Source organism: Marinobacter sp. L-80, from assembly GCF_056859395.1.
This window is the reverse complement of sequence record NZ_JBSXOI010000075.1, coordinates 295268-311689: the sequence shown is the minus strand read 5'-3', so window position 1 is coordinate 311689 and position 16422 is coordinate 295268. Positions and strand designations below refer to the sequence as shown.

General features: G+C 59.1%; 13 protein-coding genes. 12 read left to right on the top strand and 1 reads right to left on the bottom strand.

What is annotated here, in order from left to right; genetic code table 11:
* The first annotated feature begins 11 nt into the window (after positions 1 to 11).
* The 9 genes from murD (at position 12) to lpxC (ending at position 10527) form a co-directional block, all read left to right on the top strand.
* Complete coding sequence (gene murD / locus AC13E3_RS18515) at positions 12 to 1352, top strand: UDP-N-acetylmuramoyl-L-alanine--D-glutamate ligase (protein WP_482902334.1); 1341 nt, start codon at positions 12 to 14, stop codon at positions 1350 to 1352.
* Positions 1352 to 2551: a putative lipid II flippase FtsW gene (gene ftsW, locus AC13E3_RS18510; RefSeq protein ID WP_288367256.1), complete on the top strand. Its 1200-nt coding sequence runs from the start codon at positions 1352 to 1354 to the stop codon at positions 2549 to 2551. The genes murD and ftsW overlap by 1 nt, the downstream gene beginning before the upstream one ends.
* A complete protein-coding gene (murG, locus tag AC13E3_RS18505; RefSeq protein WP_092030361.1) occupies positions 2544 to 3629 on the top strand; it encodes an undecaprenyldiphospho-muramoylpentapeptide beta-N-acetylglucosaminyltransferase in 1086 nt (361 codons plus the stop codon). The genes ftsW and murG overlap by 8 nt, the downstream gene beginning before the upstream one ends.
* A complete protein-coding gene (murC, locus tag AC13E3_RS18500) occupies positions 3622 to 5067 on the top strand; it encodes a UDP-N-acetylmuramate--L-alanine ligase (RefSeq protein WP_482902333.1) in 1446 nt (481 codons plus the stop codon). The genes murG and murC overlap by 8 nt, the downstream gene beginning before the upstream one ends.
* Position 5068: 1 nt before the next feature.
* The gene (locus tag AC13E3_RS18495; RefSeq protein WP_199185536.1) at positions 5069 to 6040 is read left to right on the top strand and encodes a D-alanine--D-alanine ligase; all 972 of its coding nucleotides are present in this window, start codon (positions 5069 to 5071) and stop codon (positions 6038 to 6040) included.
* Entirely contained in the window at positions 6033 to 6872 is an 840-nt protein-coding gene (locus tag AC13E3_RS18490) for a cell division protein FtsQ/DivIB (protein ID WP_482902332.1), read from the top strand. The genes AC13E3_RS18495 and AC13E3_RS18490 overlap by 8 nt, the downstream gene beginning before the upstream one ends.
* 36 nt (positions 6873 to 6908) lie before the next feature.
* Entirely contained in the window at positions 6909 to 8144 is a 1236-nt protein-coding gene (gene ftsA / locus AC13E3_RS18485) for a cell division protein FtsA (protein ID WP_008176504.1), read from the top strand.
* 98 nt (positions 8145 to 8242) lie between these two features.
* Complete coding sequence (ftsZ, locus tag AC13E3_RS18480; RefSeq protein WP_008176500.1) at positions 8243 to 9400, top strand: cell division protein FtsZ; 1158 nt, start codon at positions 8243 to 8245, stop codon at positions 9398 to 9400.
* Positions 9401 to 9612: 212 nt separating this feature from the next.
* Positions 9613 to 10527 (top strand): UDP-3-O-acyl-N-acetylglucosamine deacetylase, encoded by a 915-nt coding sequence (gene lpxC, locus AC13E3_RS18475; protein WP_008176497.1) that lies wholly within the window; start codon positions 9613 to 9615, stop codon positions 10525 to 10527.
* Positions 10528 to 10538: 11 nt separating this feature from the next.
* On the opposite strand, the gene AC13E3_RS18470 is transcribed toward lpxC, so the two are convergent.
* Complete coding sequence (locus AC13E3_RS18470) at positions 10539 to 10985, bottom strand: DUF721 domain-containing protein (protein ID WP_008176496.1); 447 nt, start codon at positions 10983 to 10985, stop codon at positions 10539 to 10541.
* A gap of 215 nt (positions 10986 to 11200) precedes the next feature.
* Between AC13E3_RS18470 and AC13E3_RS18465 the strand changes: the two genes are divergently transcribed.
* The 3 genes from AC13E3_RS18465 to argJ all read left to right on the top strand — a co-directional run bounded on the left by AC13E3_RS18465 (position 11201) and on the right by argJ (position 16422).
* A complete protein-coding gene (locus AC13E3_RS18465; RefSeq protein ID WP_008176493.1) occupies positions 11201 to 12154 on the top strand; it encodes a M23 family metallopeptidase in 954 nt (317 codons plus the stop codon).
* Positions 12155 to 12338: 184 nt separating this feature from the next.
* Positions 12339 to 15077 (top strand): preprotein translocase subunit SecA, encoded by a 2739-nt coding sequence (secA, locus tag AC13E3_RS18460; RefSeq protein ID WP_008176491.1) that lies wholly within the window; start codon positions 12339 to 12341, stop codon positions 15075 to 15077.
* Positions 15078 to 15204: 127 nt separating this feature from the next.
* Positions 15205 to 16422, top strand: a complete 1218-nt coding sequence (gene argJ / locus AC13E3_RS18455; protein WP_273157757.1) for a bifunctional glutamate N-acetyltransferase/amino-acid acetyltransferase ArgJ — start codon at positions 15205 to 15207, stop codon at positions 16420 to 16422.

The following is a 16422-nucleotide window of genomic DNA, read 5'->3' as shown; positions in this document are numbered from 1 at the left end:
GCGCTGCAACTATGAGTGTCATTGTTTCGGATCGTCGCACACTGATCGTAGGGCTCGGTAAAACCGGGCTTTCCTGCGTGCGCTATCTGTCCGAACAGGGGCGGGACGTTGCTGTGGCCGATAGCCGCACGGCTCCTCCGGGTCTTGATCAGCTGAAGGTCGGTTGGCCGGATATTCCGGTACACCTCGGGACCTTTGACGCAGAGCTGTTTGCCGGTTTCAACGAACTGGTGGTCAGCCCGGGAATCAGCATTGCCGAACCAGCCATTGCAGCTGCCGCCCGCCAGGGAGCAAGAATCCGGGGTGACATTGATCTGTTCGCCGAGGCTGCCGATGCGCCGATCGTCGCGATCACTGGCTCCAATGGCAAAACCACCGTCACCACACTGGTGGGTGAGATGGCCAGAGCGGCGGGCCGGAACGTCGCCGTTGGCGGCAATATCGGTACCCCGGCCCTTGATCTTCTTGGCCAGGGCGCAGACCTGTATGTGCTCGAGCTTTCGAGTTTCCAGCTTGAGACCACGGACGAGCTGAACGCCCTTGCGGCAACGGTGCTCAACCTCAGTGACGACCACATGGACCGTTACCCCAACAAGATGGCGTATTTCCAGGCCAAGCAGCGGATATTCCGGGGTTGCAAGAACGCCATTGTTAATCTGGACGATGCCTTGAGCACACCCATGGCAAGGGACAACCTGAGGTTCCTGTGTTTCGGCTTCCATCGGGTGAATCCGGAGACGTTCAGCACCCGGGACGATGACCAGGGCACCTGGATTACCTTCGGGTTTGATAACCTCTTGCTGGCCAGCGAGTTGAAGCTGATGGGTCATCACAACATCAGCAACGTGATGGCTGCTCTGGCACTGGGCCATGCCGCTGGTCTGCCCATGGATGTGATGCTGACGGTCGCCCGTGAATTTCCGGGGCTGCCGCATCGCTGCGAGTTTGTGCGCCGGCTGAACGATGTGGATTTCATCAATGATTCCAAGGGCACCAATGTCGGAGCCACAGTGGCCGCCATTGAAAGCCTTGCACCGGACAATGGCAAAGTCGTGCTGATCGCCGGTGGTGATGGCAAAGGTGCCGATTTTATCGCCCTGGAAGCGCCCATTGCATTGCATTGCCGGGCTGTGCTGTTGATTGGTCGCGATGCGCCGGCCATCGCCGATGTGCTGGGCAGCGGTATTCCGGTACACCGGGTAGGTAGCCTTGCCGAGGCGGTTTCCCGCTCTGCCGAACTGGCCATGCCCGGAGACCGGGTGTTGCTCTCGCCGGCATGCGCCAGCTTTGACATGTTCCGCGACTATCTTGATCGCGGTGACCAGTTTCGTTCTCTGGTGGAGGCCCTGTGATGCACGCAGATCTTCCACTCCAGAACCGGAACCCGTGGCTGGGCGAGATACAGCCCCTGCCGATGTTGGTGATCAGCTCCGTGGCATTGTTGGTGATGGGTGTGGTCATGATTTCCTCGGCGTCCATGGATATGGCTGCCGAAACCATGGGTAACAGCTACCACTATGTGATCCGTCAGCTGATGTTTGCCGGTCTTGGTTGCCTGCTGGCCCTGGTAGCGGTGAACGTGCCGGTGGCCTGGTGGGAGCGCAGCGGCTGGCTGCTGCTGGGCATCGGTCTGTTGGTCCTGGTTCTCGTGTTGACGCCCCTGGGCCGTACCGTGAACGGCTCCACCCGCTGGATTCCATTCGGCCTGTTCAACGTCCAGGTCTCGGAAGTGGCGAAACTCTGCCTGATTGCCTACCTGGCCGGCTACGTGGTCCGTCGCCGGGATGAACTGCTCAATACCTGGCCTGGTTTCCTGAAGCCGTTGGTCGTCCTCGGTTTGGCATCGGTTCTGCTGGTTATTCAGCCGGACTTCGGTGCCACTGTGGTGTTGGTGACGGCAGCGGCGGGGATGATTTTCCTGAGCGGTGTCCGGCTGAGCCGGTTCGTGCCCCTGATCGGCACGCTGGTGGTCCTGGGTGCCATTCTGATCGTTACCCAGCCTTACCGTCTGAAACGGGTTGTCAGCTATCTCGATCCCTGGAAAGACCAGTTCGACAGCGGTTACCAGTTGACCCAGTCCCTGATTGCCTTCGGTCGCGGAGACTGGGGTGGTGTCGGCCTGGGTAACTCCATCCAGAAGCTGTTCTATCTGCCGGAGGCCCACACCGACTTTATCTTCGCCATTATCGCTGAGGAATTCGGTCTCCTGGGATCCTTGCTGGTACTCAGTCTGTTCACCCTGCTGGTGGTGACCGGATTCGTCATTGCCCGCCGGGCCGAGAAGGCGGACATGCCGTTCGGCGCGTGTTTTGCCTATGGGCTGACCCTGCTGATTGGCCTGCAGGCAGGCATCAACATGGCGGTCAGCACCGGGCTTCTGCCCACCAAGGGGCTGACTCTGCCGCTGGTGAGCTACGGTGGATCCAGTCTGATGATTACCTGTATCTGCATTGGCGTTCTTGCCCGTGTGGAAATGGAGCGCCTGGATCAGGAAAAGCTGGCCCGAGAGAAGACCGGTCCGAAGACGCGGGGAGGTGCGGTGTATGACTGAACAGCGTCGCTTCCTGATGATGGCCGGCGGTACCGGCGGGCACGTGTTCCCGGCCCTGGCAACGGCTCGGGCGCTTGAGGCTCGTGGCCACCAGGTGTACTGGCTCGGAGCCAGTGGCGGAATGGAACAGAGGCTGATCGGCGAAACCGATATCCCGCTGTCACTGATTCATATTTCCGGTTTGCGGGGCAAGGGTAAGCTCGCTCTCTTGCTGGCGCCGTTCCGGCTGATGCGGGCGCTGGGTGAAGCCTTCACCATCCTGCGCCGGGTTCGCCCGGATTGCGTTGTAGGCATGGGCGGATTTGTTACCGGGCCCGGTGGTGTTGCCGCCTGGCTGAACCGTACGCCGCTGGTGATTCATGAACAGAACGCCATCGCCGGAATGACCAACCGCATCCTGGTCAGGTTTGCAGAAACCGTGCTGGAGGCTTTTCCGGGTAGCTTCGGGCCGAAAGTGGTTACCCGCTGTACCGGCAATCCGGTGCGGGAAGACCTCGCGGCCTTGCCTGTTCCGGAAAGGCGCCTGGCGGACCGTGAAGGTGCTCTCAGATTGCTGGTGATCGGCGGCAGTCTCGGCGCGCAGGTCTTTAATGAGCAGCTCCCCGAGGCGCTGGCGATGTTGCCGGAAGGTGACCGGCCCGTGGTCCGCCACCAGTGTGGTGAGCGCCATGCCGAGGCGGCGAAGCAGGCCTATGAGGAGCATGGCGTGGAGGCGGCCGTTGAGCCGTTCATCAAGGACATGGCCGAGGCCTATCAGTGGGCCGACCTGGTGCTGTGCCGGGCAGGCGCGTTGACCGTTTCGGAATTGTGCGCCGCGGGTATCGGCGCTGTCCTGGTGCCTTTTCCCCACGCCGTGGATGATCACCAGACGAAAAACGGGCAACAAATGGTGTCGGCGAAGGCAGCCATTCTGATTCCACAGGCAAAAATGACCCCGGCGGTGCTTGCGGAAACCCTGGGTGATCTGGCCCGGAATCGTGACCGGGTAAACGAAATGGCGAAGGCCGCCCGAACATTGGCCCGCCCTGATGCAACGGAGAGAGTCGTGAATTACTGTCTGGAGGCCGCCAATGGCTGATGCAAATAATCCGCCCCTGGTCTATCAGGTGCCTGAAATGCGCCGGATCCGTCACATCCACTTTGTGGGGATTGGTGGTGCGGGGATGAGCGGCATCGCCGAGGTTCTCAAGAATCAGGGCTACGACGTTTCCGGATCGGATCTGAAAGAAGGGGCGGTTACCGATCGTCTCAAGGGTATGGGCGTAGAAGTGCAGATCGGTCACCGGGAAGAGAACAGCGCCAGTGCCGATGTGGTTGTGGTGTCTTCAGCGGTGTCTGCGGAAAACCCGGAAGTCGTGGCGGCCCGCAGTCGTCGGGTGCCGATCGTGCCCAGGGCAGAAATGCTCGCGGAAATCATGCGCTATCGCCACGGCATCGCCGTCGCTGGAACCCATGGCAAGACCACAACCACCAGCCTGATCGCATCCATTCTGGGTGAGGCGGGCCTGGACCCGACTTTCGTGATTGGCGGCAAGCTGAACAGCGCCGGCACCAACGCTCAGTTGGGCGGTTCCCGCTATCTGGTGGCGGAGGCAGACGAGAGTGATGCGTCCTTCCTGCATCTGACGCCGGTGATTTCGTTGGTAACCAACATCGAAGCGGACCATATGGATACCTATGGCGGCGATGTCGAGAAGCTGAAGCAGACCTTTGTGGACTTTCTGCACAACCTGCCGTTTTACGGTGTTGCGGTGATGTGCGTCGATGACGGTTACGTTCAGGAGATCATCCCCCGGATATCCCGCGCCATCATCACCTACGGAATTGACAACCCGGAGGCGGATTACCGGGCCGAGAGTATCAATTCCGACGGTTTGCGGACCCACTTTGTGGTGAAGCGTCCGGCCGGGCGCAGCGACCTCGCGGTCGAGCTGAAAATGCCGGGCCGTCATAACGTGCTGAACGCGCTGGCGGCCATAGCCGTGGCCACAGACGAAGGCGTCGCCGATGATGCAATCTGCCGCGGGCTGGCCGGATTTGCCGGTGTCGGTCGCCGGTTCCAGGTCTACGGCGATTACCAGACCCCCAAGGGCACGGTCACCCTGGTGGACGATTACGGTCACCACCCGACGGAGGTAGAGGCTGTTATCCGGGCTGCACATGATGCCTGGCCCGATCGGCGTCTGGTCATGCTTTACCAGCCGCACCGCTTTACGCGGACCCGCGACCTTTATGAAGACTTTGTCCGGGTGCTTTCGGAAGTGGACGGCCTGCTTTTAATGGACGTGTATTCCGCCGGCGAACCGGCGATTCCGGGGGCCGATGGTCGGGCCCTGTGCCGCAGTATTCGCCAGCGGGGGCAGGTGGAACCGGTATTTGTTGAGGACAACCTGGAAATCGAGTCCCTGCTGGCCAATGTGCTGCAGGACGGTGATCTGCTGATAACCCAGGGCGCCGGCGATATTGGCGGCGTGGCAGCGCGGCTGGCAGCCGCGGGAGTGATAGCTGGTGAGTGACATGCATCATGGGGAACCACAGGCTTATCAGGCCGAACCGGAGCTCGTTCGGTCGCTCGGTCGGGTGGCCGTGTTCATGGGTGGAGATTCCGCTGAAAGGGAAGTGTCCCTGAAAAGCGGCAAGGCGGTACTGGCGGCGCTGGTGTCAGCCGGCGTGGATGCGTTTGCCGTGGACGTCCGCGGCTGCCTGCTGAGAACCGTCGACAACCCTGATTTTGACCGGGTGTTCATCGCGCTGCATGGTCGTGGAGGCGAGGACGGTACCTTGCAGGCCATCCTTTCGCAGGCCGGTATTCCCTACACCGGCAGCGATGTGCTGGCCTCGGCACTGGCCATGGACAAGCTGAGAACCAAGTACGTGTTCGAAGGCTGTGGCCTGCCAACGCCGAAGTTCCGCACCATGTCCGGAGCAGATCAGGCCGAACAGATCATTGGTGAACTGCGGGCGCCCTTGAGTGTGAAACCTTCCCGGGAAGGCTCCAGCATCGGCATCCGCAAGGTACACACGGCGGCCGAACTGGCTGACGCCTACGAAGCCGCCGCCGCGCTGGACAATCTGGTGCTGGTGGAGGAGTGGATCGAAGGGCCGGAGTTCACCGTCAGTCTGTTGCAGGATCGGGCGCTTCCGGCCATTGGCCTGAGCGCAAGCACCGAGCACGTTTTTTACGATTACGAGGCCAAGTACCTGGCAGACGATACCCGGTATCGCATTCCCTGTGGTCTGGCGCCTGAAGACGAAGTCCGTCTTCAGCACCTGGCACTGGAGGCCTTCCGGGTTGTTGGCTGTCGGACCTGGGGCCGGGTCGACATCATGCAGGACAGCGACGGCAAGTTCTGGCTGCTGGAGGTCAATACCGTGCCCGGTATGACGGACCACAGTCTTGTGCCCATGGCTGCAAAGGCCGCAGGCATCAGCTTCGAAGAGCTGGTGGTCCGGATACTGAAAGACAGTCTGGAGGGCGCCAATGCTTGAAACACTGCTGATCCGGAGCCGGGCGATTCCGTCCGAGCCCCCGCGACGCCGGGGGGCAACGTCCCTCGGTCCCGAGCGGGACCGGTTTGGCGTGTTGAAGGGTGTGCTGGCAGCTGTACCCTGGCTCCAGGTGGGCATGGGCGCGGTGATTGTGCTGTTGGCTGCACTGGTGCCCTGGGGCACTGGCAAGGTGCTGGGCGCCATGGATCAGCAGATCCTTGCCGTCGATGTGAAGGGAGAATTTGTGGGCGATAGCCGGGTCGCCATTGAGCGCGCCGCTGGCGACTGGATCGGCAAGAGCTATTTCGCCACGGATCTCTCGGAAATCAAGGAGAGCCTTGAGCGTCGGCCCTGGGTTGAATCCGCCGCAGTGCGTCGGGTGTGGCCGGACCGGCTGGTCATCGATATCCGGGAGAAAAAACCGCTGGCCTACTGGACCGATGGGCGCCTGGTGAGCCGGACCGGTGAACTTTTTGCGCCGTCCAATCCCGAAGTCGCAGGTCGACTTCCCCGTCTGGCCGGGCCCGACGAAAGAGTACGGGATGTGATCAATATGGCGCGGACCATGAGTGACAAGCTGGTCGCCCGGGGCCTCGGATTTTCGGGCCTGGCTCTGGAACATCGGGGCGCCTGGACCCTGCAGCTGGCCAATGGCATCGAGGTGGTGCTTGGCCGGGATCAGGTGGAACAACGCTTCGAGCGGTTTATCACGGTTTATGAAACCCGGCTGGCAGCAAGGTCGGACGAAGTCAGTCGGGTAGATGCCCGCTACACCAACGGTGTGGCGGTCAAGTGGAAGGCTGTCGAGACAGCCTCCAGCCCAAAATCATAGCAACGGTTAATTCAGACCTACGGTTTGGTGGAACACATGTCATCGGTTGAAACGGAAAACATGATTGTCGGCCTCGATATCGGAACCTCGAAGGTGGTTGCGATTGTCGGCAAGCGCAAGATGGACGGCACCATCGAAGTGGTGGGCATTGGTTCCCATCCTTCCCGGGGCCTCAAGCGTGGAGTGGTGGTGAATATTGAAACCACCGTCCAGGCAATTCAGCGCGCGGTGGAAGAGGCGGAATTGATGGCCGGGTGCCGCATTCACTCGGTGTATGCGGGTATTGCCGGCAGCCACATCAAGAGCCTGAATTCCCACGGCATTGTTGCAATCCGTGACCGTGAGGTCACCCAGGCCGATATAGACCGGGTCATTGACGCCGCCCAGGCGGTTGCGATTCCTGCAGACCAGAAGATTCTCCATATTCTGCCCCAGGAGTTCGTGATCGACAGCCAGGAAGGCATCAAGGAACCCATGGGCATGTCCGGTGTGCGCCTGGAGGCAAAGGTTCATCTGGTGACCTGCGCGGTGAATGCCGCCCAGAACATAGAGAAATGCGTGAAGCGCTGCGGGCTTGAGGTGGATGACATCATCCTGGAGCAGCTGGCATCCAGCCACGCCATTCTCACCGAGGATGAGAAAGAGCTGGGTGTCTGCGTGGTGGATATCGGTGGTGGCACCACGGATATTGCGGTGTTTACCGGCGGTGCTATCCGGCACACGGCGGTGATTCCGATCGCCGGCGACCAGGTGACCAACGACATTGCCATGGCGCTGCGCACACCGACCCAGAATGCTGAAGAAATCAAGATCAAGTATGCCTGTGCACTGACCCAGCTGGCCGGTGCGGATGAAACCATCAAGGTGCCCAGTGTTGGCGATCGCGCGCCGCGCGATCTGTCCAGGCAGGCCCTGGCGGAGGTGGTGGAACCGCGCTACGAGGAGCTGTTCACCCTGGTTCAGTCAGAGTTGCGCCGGTCCGGATTTGAAGACCTCATTCCGGCAGGCATCGTGATAACCGGCGGTTCCTCCACCATGGAAGGCGTGGTGGAGCTGGCCGAAGAGATCTTCCACATGCCGGTAAGGCTGGCCTGTCCGCAGGCGGTTTCCGGCATGACGGAGGTAGTCAACAATCCGATCTACGCCACTGGCGTTGGGTTGTTGATTCATGGTTTCCGCCAGATGGATCTGGGGCGGGCACCGGTGCTCAAGGGTGAAGATGCACCCTCGCTGTTTGAGCGCATGAAAGCCTGGTTTACCGGTCATTTCTGACGGGGCCGGGCGGGTAGTACACGAAGGTATCTCGAAAACACAATCTCGAACAAACAGCCCGGAACAAGGGCTGAAAACAGCACGAAGGAGTAGGGGAAATGTTTGAACTCGTCGATAATGTCCAGCAAAACGCTGTCATTAAAGTCGTCGGTGTAGGCGGTGGTGGCGGCAACGCCGTGCGCCATATGCTTAACAGCGACATCGAAGGTGTGGAATTCATCTGCGCCAACACGGACGCCCAGGCGCTGACCGATATGGACGCGCGTCAGATCATCCAGCTCGGTGGCAACATCACCAAGGGGCTGGGTGCCGGCGCCAATCCGGAAGTCGGTCGCCAGTCTGCCCTGGAAGACCGCGATCGTATCGCCGAAGCCATCAAGGGCGCGGATATGGTCTTCATTACCGCGGGCATGGGCGGTGGTACCGGTACCGGTGCCGCGCCGATCGTAGCGGAAGTAGCCCGCGAACTGGGCATCCTGACCGTTGCAGTGGTCACCAAGCCTTTCATGTTCGAAGGCGGCAAGCGCATGAGCGTTGCTGAATCCGGTCTGAAAGAGCTGGAAGAAAGCGTTGATTCCCTGATTACCATTCCCAATGAAAAGCTGCTGGCGGTCATGGGCAAGAAAACCAGCCTGCTGGACGCATTTGCCGCAGCTAACGATGTGCTTCTGGGCGCAGTTCAGGGTATCGCTGATCTGATTACCCGCAACGGTATGATCAACGTCGACTTCGCCGACGTGAAGACGGTCATGTCCGAGATGGGTATGGCGATGATGGGCACCGCCCGTGCCACGGGTGAAAATCGTGCGCGGGAAGCCGCCGAAGCGGCCGTTCGCAGCCCGCTGCTCGAAGACATCAACCTGCAGGGTGCCAAGGGTATTCTGGTCAACATTACCGCGGGCATGGATCTCAACCTGGGCGAATTCTCCGAGGTTGGCGACATTGTGCGTGAGTTTGCTTCTGACTCTGCCACCGTCGTTGTCGGTACCGTTATTGATCCGGAAATGACCGACGAACTGAAGGTAACGGTTGTTGCGACCGGCCTGGGTGGTGATCGTGAGAAGCCGACCAAGGTGGTGGACAATACCCGCACTCTGGATGGAAAAACCGATTACAACCAGCTGGATCGTCCCGCTGTTCTGCGTCGCCGGGCCGTTTCCCATGGAAACGTGGCAATCGACCAGAGCAAGGATAGCGAGGAGCAGGGTGTCGACTATCTCGATATTCCCGCATTCCTCCGTCGCCAGGCTGACTGATAATCTGGTGCAATTGTGATCCGGTTGTGGTTCTTGTGCGAAACATGGAACCCGGTATCCGGTAAATACGTGCACTGATTGCCATGGGTTGGATGCTGGATGAACATTCAGCAACAACGGATTGGTTAAATGGTATTCAGTCTTATTTTCTGATATTCTCCGGGCAGATTTTTGCCTAGAATATCGCCTTTTTGTGACGGAATTATGTACCGATGATCAGACAACGGACACTTAAAAACACCATCCGTGCCACCGGTGTTGGCTTGCACTCGGGTGAGAAGGTCTACCTGACCCTCAAGCCTGCCCCGGTGGACTCCGGTATCATCTTCCGCCGTACCGATCTTGACCCGATGGTTGAGATTCGTGCCTGCGCGGAGAATGTAGGTGAGACCATGCTGTCCACGACGCTGGTAAAAAACGGTGTCCGTGTGGCGACTGTGGAGCATCTGCTCTCGGCCATGGCTGGTCTCGGGATTGATAACTGTTTCGTCGAACTAAGTGCCGCGGAAGTGCCCATCATGGACGGTTCTGCCGGTCCTTTTGTGTTCCTTCTGCAGTCCGCCGGCATTGCCGAACAGGATGCAGCCAAGCGTTTCATCCGCATCAAGCGTGAGGTAACGGTTGAGGAAGGCGACAAGAAGGCCACCCTGCTGCCTTTCGAAGGCTTCAAGGTGAGCTTCGGTATCGACTTTGATCACCCCGTGTTCAAGGGCCGCGCCCAGACAGCAACCGTCGATTTTTCCAGTACCTCCTTTGTCAAGGAAGTGAGTCGCGCTCGGACTTTCGGGTTCATGCGTGACATCGAAAAATTGCGTGCCATGAACCTTGCTCTCGGCGGCAGTGTGGACAACGCCATCGTTGTTGATGACTACAAGATCCTCAACGAAGACGGTCTGCGCTATGACGACGAATTTGTGAAGCACAAGCTGCTTGATGCCATCGGCGATCTCTATCAGTTGGGCAACAGCCTGATTGGTGAGTTCCGGGGGATCAAATCCGGCCACGATCTGAACAATAAGCTGTTGCGCAAGCTCAGGGCAGAAGAGGATGCCTGGGAAGTGGTTACCTTTGATGACGAGGCCACTGCCCCGATTTCCTATATGAAGCCTGTGCTGGCGGCGGGCTGAAGCAGGACGCTTTAATCCCGGACGTGGCTAGCGAGTTTTTCGAGAACCTCGCGTAATGCTTTATCCTTCGTGTGCCCGGCCTCCTCTTTGAGGAGCCGGGCATTTTCTTTGCTCAAGGGTTCTTTTTTGAACACCGGTTTTTCCCGAAATCTGGGCGGTGCAACCTTGACCTTCAGTTTCCAGACGAACCGGAACAGTTCGTTCTCTCGCAGCTTTTCCATGATTTCGTGCTGGCGGAACCGGATCTGACTCGCTTTACCCGCGGTTTCGGTGGTCAGGACCAGCTCTCCGTCCTTGCAGCTGACAAAGCGTGTCCCGTTGACCAGCTCGCTCGGCAGGGCGGCCAGGACTTCTCCTTCCGCCTGTCGATGGAGCTCGGCCTTTGCCACAAGATCCTTCAGTACCGGGGTTCTGCCAAGCTTGTCGAAGGTCATTTTTTGCTCGCTTTTGCGTTTCATGGCGGCGTTTTTACTCGACGGCTGCGTTTACGATTGGTTACACTTCGGCACGGTTTATGCGTAGTGCCTGTATTACACTCGTTTTACATTGTGATAAATGAGTATGTCTACCGGGCGCTGCAATTTTTTCAGTATGTAGCTGTTGCCAAAGGATGGCAGACCCCCTTCGGATTTTTCCGGGGCGCAACACTACAGGATGCGGTTGCGGCTCAACGATGAAACCAGATGATGATATGAACATTATTCTCGTTGGCAAACGCCACGGAAAGTCCCGTGTGCTGTCGATCAACAGCACGCTTGCTGCCTGCTTGCTGTTCCTCGTGCTCTCCCTGCTGGTCGCGGCCGGCTGGGCAGGGTATCAAATGGCTGTGCAGCAGGTAGAGGCCAGAGAGCCCACCAACTCCGAGCTGGTCGCCGATTGGAAACAGAAGCTGGCAGACCAGAAGGCAGAACTGGCCAGTATTGAGGAGAACGTTCAGCAACAGGTTGATGCGCTGACTCTTCGCCTCGGCGAGATCCAGGGCCGTCTCCTGCGACTGGATGCGCTGGGCCAGCGGTTTGTGGAATCCGGCCTCGTGGCCAGTGACGAATTCAACTTCGATCAGCCGGCTGCAGTCGGCGGGCCAGAAGATGCCTTGTCCGGGGATTCCTTCTCCGCACCTGAGCTGACCCGGATGATTGAGGAAATGGAATGGCGAATCGAAGACCGCGAGCAGCAACTGCGGTTGCTCGACCAGCTGGCCTCCAGCAAGCGGCTCGAAGATGAGCTGTACCTGGAAGGCCGTCCGATCACCTGGGGCTGGCTGTCTTCGAAGTACGGTTACCGGTCCGATCCGTTTACCGGCAAGCGGACCTGGCATGCCGGTGTTGATTTGGCCGGCAAGGATGGCAGTGACATTATTTCGGTCGCCGGCGGTGTCGTTACCTATGCCGGAGAGCGCTATGGCTACGGTAACCTTGTGGAAGTCGACCATGGTGATGGCCTGATAACCCGCTATGCCCACTGCAAGACTATCAAGGTGAAGGTGGGCGATGTTGTCCAGAAAGGCCAGGTAGTCGCGCTGATGGGCAGCACAGGCCGTTCCACCGGGCCTCACGTGCACTTTGAAGTCATCCGGAATGGCAAGTCTGAAAACCCGGAAACCTACATCAAGCGGGCGAGCCGCTAATTCGGTTCCGGCCCGCAAGCCGTTGTCAGTACTTTCCCGCCAGTCGGCCTCCGGCCAGTTTTTATCCGTGAATCCGGTGCCTCATCAGCGACTTATTGCGCCTGTGTGAGGCCTACCTTTTGTCCTGTTACAAAATAAGGTTAGAATGCCGGCTTCCTCCGTTTAATCAAAGAAGCAGTGGTCTATGTTCACAAAGCTTGCAACCAAGATGTTCGGCAGTAAAAACGCCAGAGAAATCAAGAGAATGCGCAAGACGGTCATGCGCATTAACGAGCTTGAAGAGCAATATGGCAATCTGTCCGACTCCGAGTTGCAGGGCAAGACCGCGGAGTTCCGTCGTCGGATCGACGAAGGCGAATCCCTGGATGCGCTTCTTGCGGAAGCCTTCGCAACCGTGCGTGAAGCGGGCCGCCGGGTTATGGGTATGCGTCATTACGACGTCCAGCTGATCGGTGGTATCACCCTGCACGAAGGCCGGATCGCGGAAATGAAGACCGGTGAGGGCAAGACGCTGGTTGCTACCGCTTCCGTGTACCTCAACGCGTTGTCCGGCAAGGGTGTCCACGTGGTTACCGTGAACGATTACCTGGCCCGTCGTGATGCCGACTGGATGGGCAAGCTCTATCGGTTCCTGGGCATGCAGGTGGGTGTCGTGGCCTCGGGCCAGCCAGCGGAGGAAAAGCGGGCAGCCTACCAGGCCGATATTACCTACGGTACCAACAACGAATTCGGCTTCGACTACCTGCGCGACAACATGGCGTTCAGTACCGAAGACAAGGTCCAGCGCGGGCTGAACTATGCGATCGTGGACGAGGTGGACTCTATCCTGATCGACGAAGCCAGAACGCCGCTGATTATCTCCGGGGCAGCCGAGGACAGTTCAAAGCTTTATCAGGCCATCAATGAACTGATCCCCAACCTCGAAAAGGGCGAAGTGCCTGAGGAAGGAGAGCCGACCGGTGACTTCACCATCGATGAGAAATCCCGCCAGGTTGAGCTGACAGAAAGCGGTCACGAGAAGGTTGAAGAGCTTCTCCTTGAGCGTGGCCTTCTGAAGGAAGGTGAGAGCCTCTATTCCGCCGCCAACCTCAGCCTGTTGCACCATGTGCACTCAGCATTGCGGGCCCACCACCTGTTCCAGAAAGACGTGGATTATATCGTCCAGGGCGGCCAGGTGGTCATCGTCGACGAGCATACCGGTCGTACCATGCCGGGTCGTCGCTGGAGTGAAGGTCTGCACCAGGCCGTTGAGGCCAAAGAGGGCGTCAAGATTCAGGCCGAGAGCCAGACGCTGGCATCGACCACCTTCCAGAATTATTTCCGGCTGTACGACAAGCTGGCCGGCATGACCGGTACGGCAGATACCGAAGCCTTCGAGTTTCGCCAGATCTACGGCCTCGATGTGGTGGTCATTCCCCCCAACAAGCCGATCCAGCGGACCGATTACAACGACCTGGTCTACCTGACCCAGGAAGAGAAATTCCACGCCATTATTGACGAGATCAAGGATGTCACTGCCGAAGGACGTCCGATTCTCGTCGGTACCGCCTCCATCGAGGCCTCCGAACTGCTCTCCATGCTGCTCAAGAAGGCGCGGATCGAACACAAGATCCTGAACGCCAAGCAGCACGAATCCGAAGCCCATATCATTGCCCAGGCGGGCCGCCCCGGGGCGGTCACCATCGCCACCAACATGGCCGGCCGTGGTACCGATATCGTGCTGGGCGGTAACTGGGAACACGAAGTTGCCGCCATGGACAATCCCTCCGAAGAGGAAATTGCCAGGGCCAAGGCCGAGTGGACCGAGCGTCACAATCAGGTGCTGGAGGCCGGCGGTCTGCACATCATTGGTACCGAGCGTCACGAATCCCGTCGAATTGACAACCAGCTTCGCGGTCGTGCCGGGCGTCAGGGTGATCCTGGCTCCTCAAGGTTCTTCCTGTCTCTGGAAGACAACCTTATGCGCATCTTTGCCCCAGACCGGGTCAAGAGCCTGATGCAGGCCATGGGCATGAAGAAGGGGGAGGCCATCGAGCACCGGATGGTGACCAACGCGATCGAGAAATCCCAGCGCAAGGTGGAAGGTCGCAACTTCGACATGCGTAAGACCCTGCTGGAATACGATGACGTAGCCAACGACCAGCGCACGGTTATCTACGACCAGCGCAACGAAGTCATGTCTTCAGACGACATTTCGGACATGGTGACGACCATTCGGGAAGACGTTGTCGACTCGCTGATCAGTGAATACATTCCGCCCCAGAGTATGCCGGAACAATGGGACGTCGCCGGGCTGGAAGCACAGCTCCAGTCGGAGATGGCGATTGATCTGCCGGTTCAGAAGTGGCTGGAAGAAGACAACAAGCTGTACGAAGAAAACCTGCGCCAGAAGATTCTCGACGAGATCGTGGCTGCCTACCAGGCCAAGGAAGAGATTGCCGGTTCCGAGGCCATGCGCAAGTTCGAGAAGCAGGTGTTCCTGCAGGTGCTCGATACCCTCTGGAAAGAGCATCTTTCCAACATGGACCATCTGCGCCGTGGTATCCATCTGCGGGGTTATGCCCAGAAGAACCCCAAGCAGGAGTACAAACGCGAGGCGTTCAACCTGTTTGAAACCATGCTTGATACCATGAAGCGGGATGTTACCCGGGTACTCTGCCACGTGCGTGTCCAGAGCCGTGAGGAGATGGAAGAAGTCGAGCGCCGTCGCAAACAGGAGCTGGAAGAAGAGCTCGCAAAGGCCCGTCTGCGCCACGACGAAACCAGCGCCACGGCCCAGAGCCAGGGTGAGGGTGAGGCTGACGAAGCCCGGCAGTCGACTCCGGAAACCTTCGTTCGACAGGAGCGCAAGGTGGGTCGAAACGAACCCTGCCCCTGCGGGTCCGGCAAGAAGTACAAGCAGTGTCATGGCAAGGTCAGCTGATTCAGAGCACTGACCGCACCATCGGAACCCGCACTCTGCCAGCCACAACTGGTGGGATGCGGGTTTTTTCGTTTTCAGCGGGTCGTGTGTTACCTCGAGCGCACCCCCAGACAAGAGGAGTGGCACAATGGCGGTAGGTCCGGGAACCTTACCTGAGTTTTATCCGGTAGCCGGAATCAAGGTCGGCATAGCCAGTGCCGGTATAAAGAAGCCGGGACGTAAGGACGTGGTTGTTTTCGAGCTGGCCCCGGAAAGCCGGGTTGCCGGTATCTTCACGAAAAACCAGTTCTGTGCAGCGCCGGTTACCCTCAGCCGCCGGCATCTGGCCGAGACCTCGCCTCGGTACCTCTTGATCAACACGGGCAATGCCAACGCCGGTACGGGTGAGCAAGGTATGCGGGATGCTATGGCCTGTTGCCAGGCCTTGGCAAAGCAGGCTGGCGTCACGGAAGCCGAAATTCTGCCGTTTTCCACGGGGGTGATTGGCGAGCCGTTGCCGGTCCAGAAGATCGTTGGCGCGCTTCCGGAGGCTTTGGCGAACACTGTAGAGAATCGCTGGGCTGAAGCGGCCAGTGGCATCATGACCACGGACACCCGCCCCAAGGGCGCTTCCTGTCAGATTGAGCTGGATGGTCACACGGTAACCATCTCGGGCATCAGCAAGGGTGCGGGCATGATTCGTCCCAACATGGCGACGATGCTCGGTTTTATTGCCACCGATGCCCGGATTGCGCCGGAACTGCTGCAGACGCTTGCCTCGGAACTGGGGGAAAAGTCCTTCAACCGCATCACTATCGATGGCGACACCTCTACCAATGACGCCTGCATGCTGATGGCCAGCGGCCAGTATTCCGGCCCCGAGATCACGGCCTCCAGCGCGGCGCTGCCGAAGCTGCGGGAGGCCTTGCAGGCAATCTATCTGGAACTGGCCCACGCCATTGTCCGCGACGGCGAAGGAGCAACCAAGTTTGTCACCATCGACGTCAGCGGAGCGGCCGGTCAGCAGGAGGCTCTGGACGTTGCCTATACCGTGGCGCATTCGCCGTTGGTCAAGACCGCACTGTTCGCCTCGGACCCGAATTGGGGCCGGATTCTGGCGGCGGTTGGTCGCGCTGGTGTCGAAGGACTGGACCTCAATGCCCTTGAAATCTATCTGGGCGATGTCTGCCTGGTCCGCAACGGTGGCCGGGCCGAGGATTACTCGGAAGCCCGCGGGCAGGCCGTGATGGATCGGGAGGAGATCACCATTGCCATCGACCTCAAGCGGGGTGATGTTCGGGAAACCGTGTGGACCTGTGACTTCTCCCACGATTACGTGACTATCAACGCCGAGTATCGTACCTGA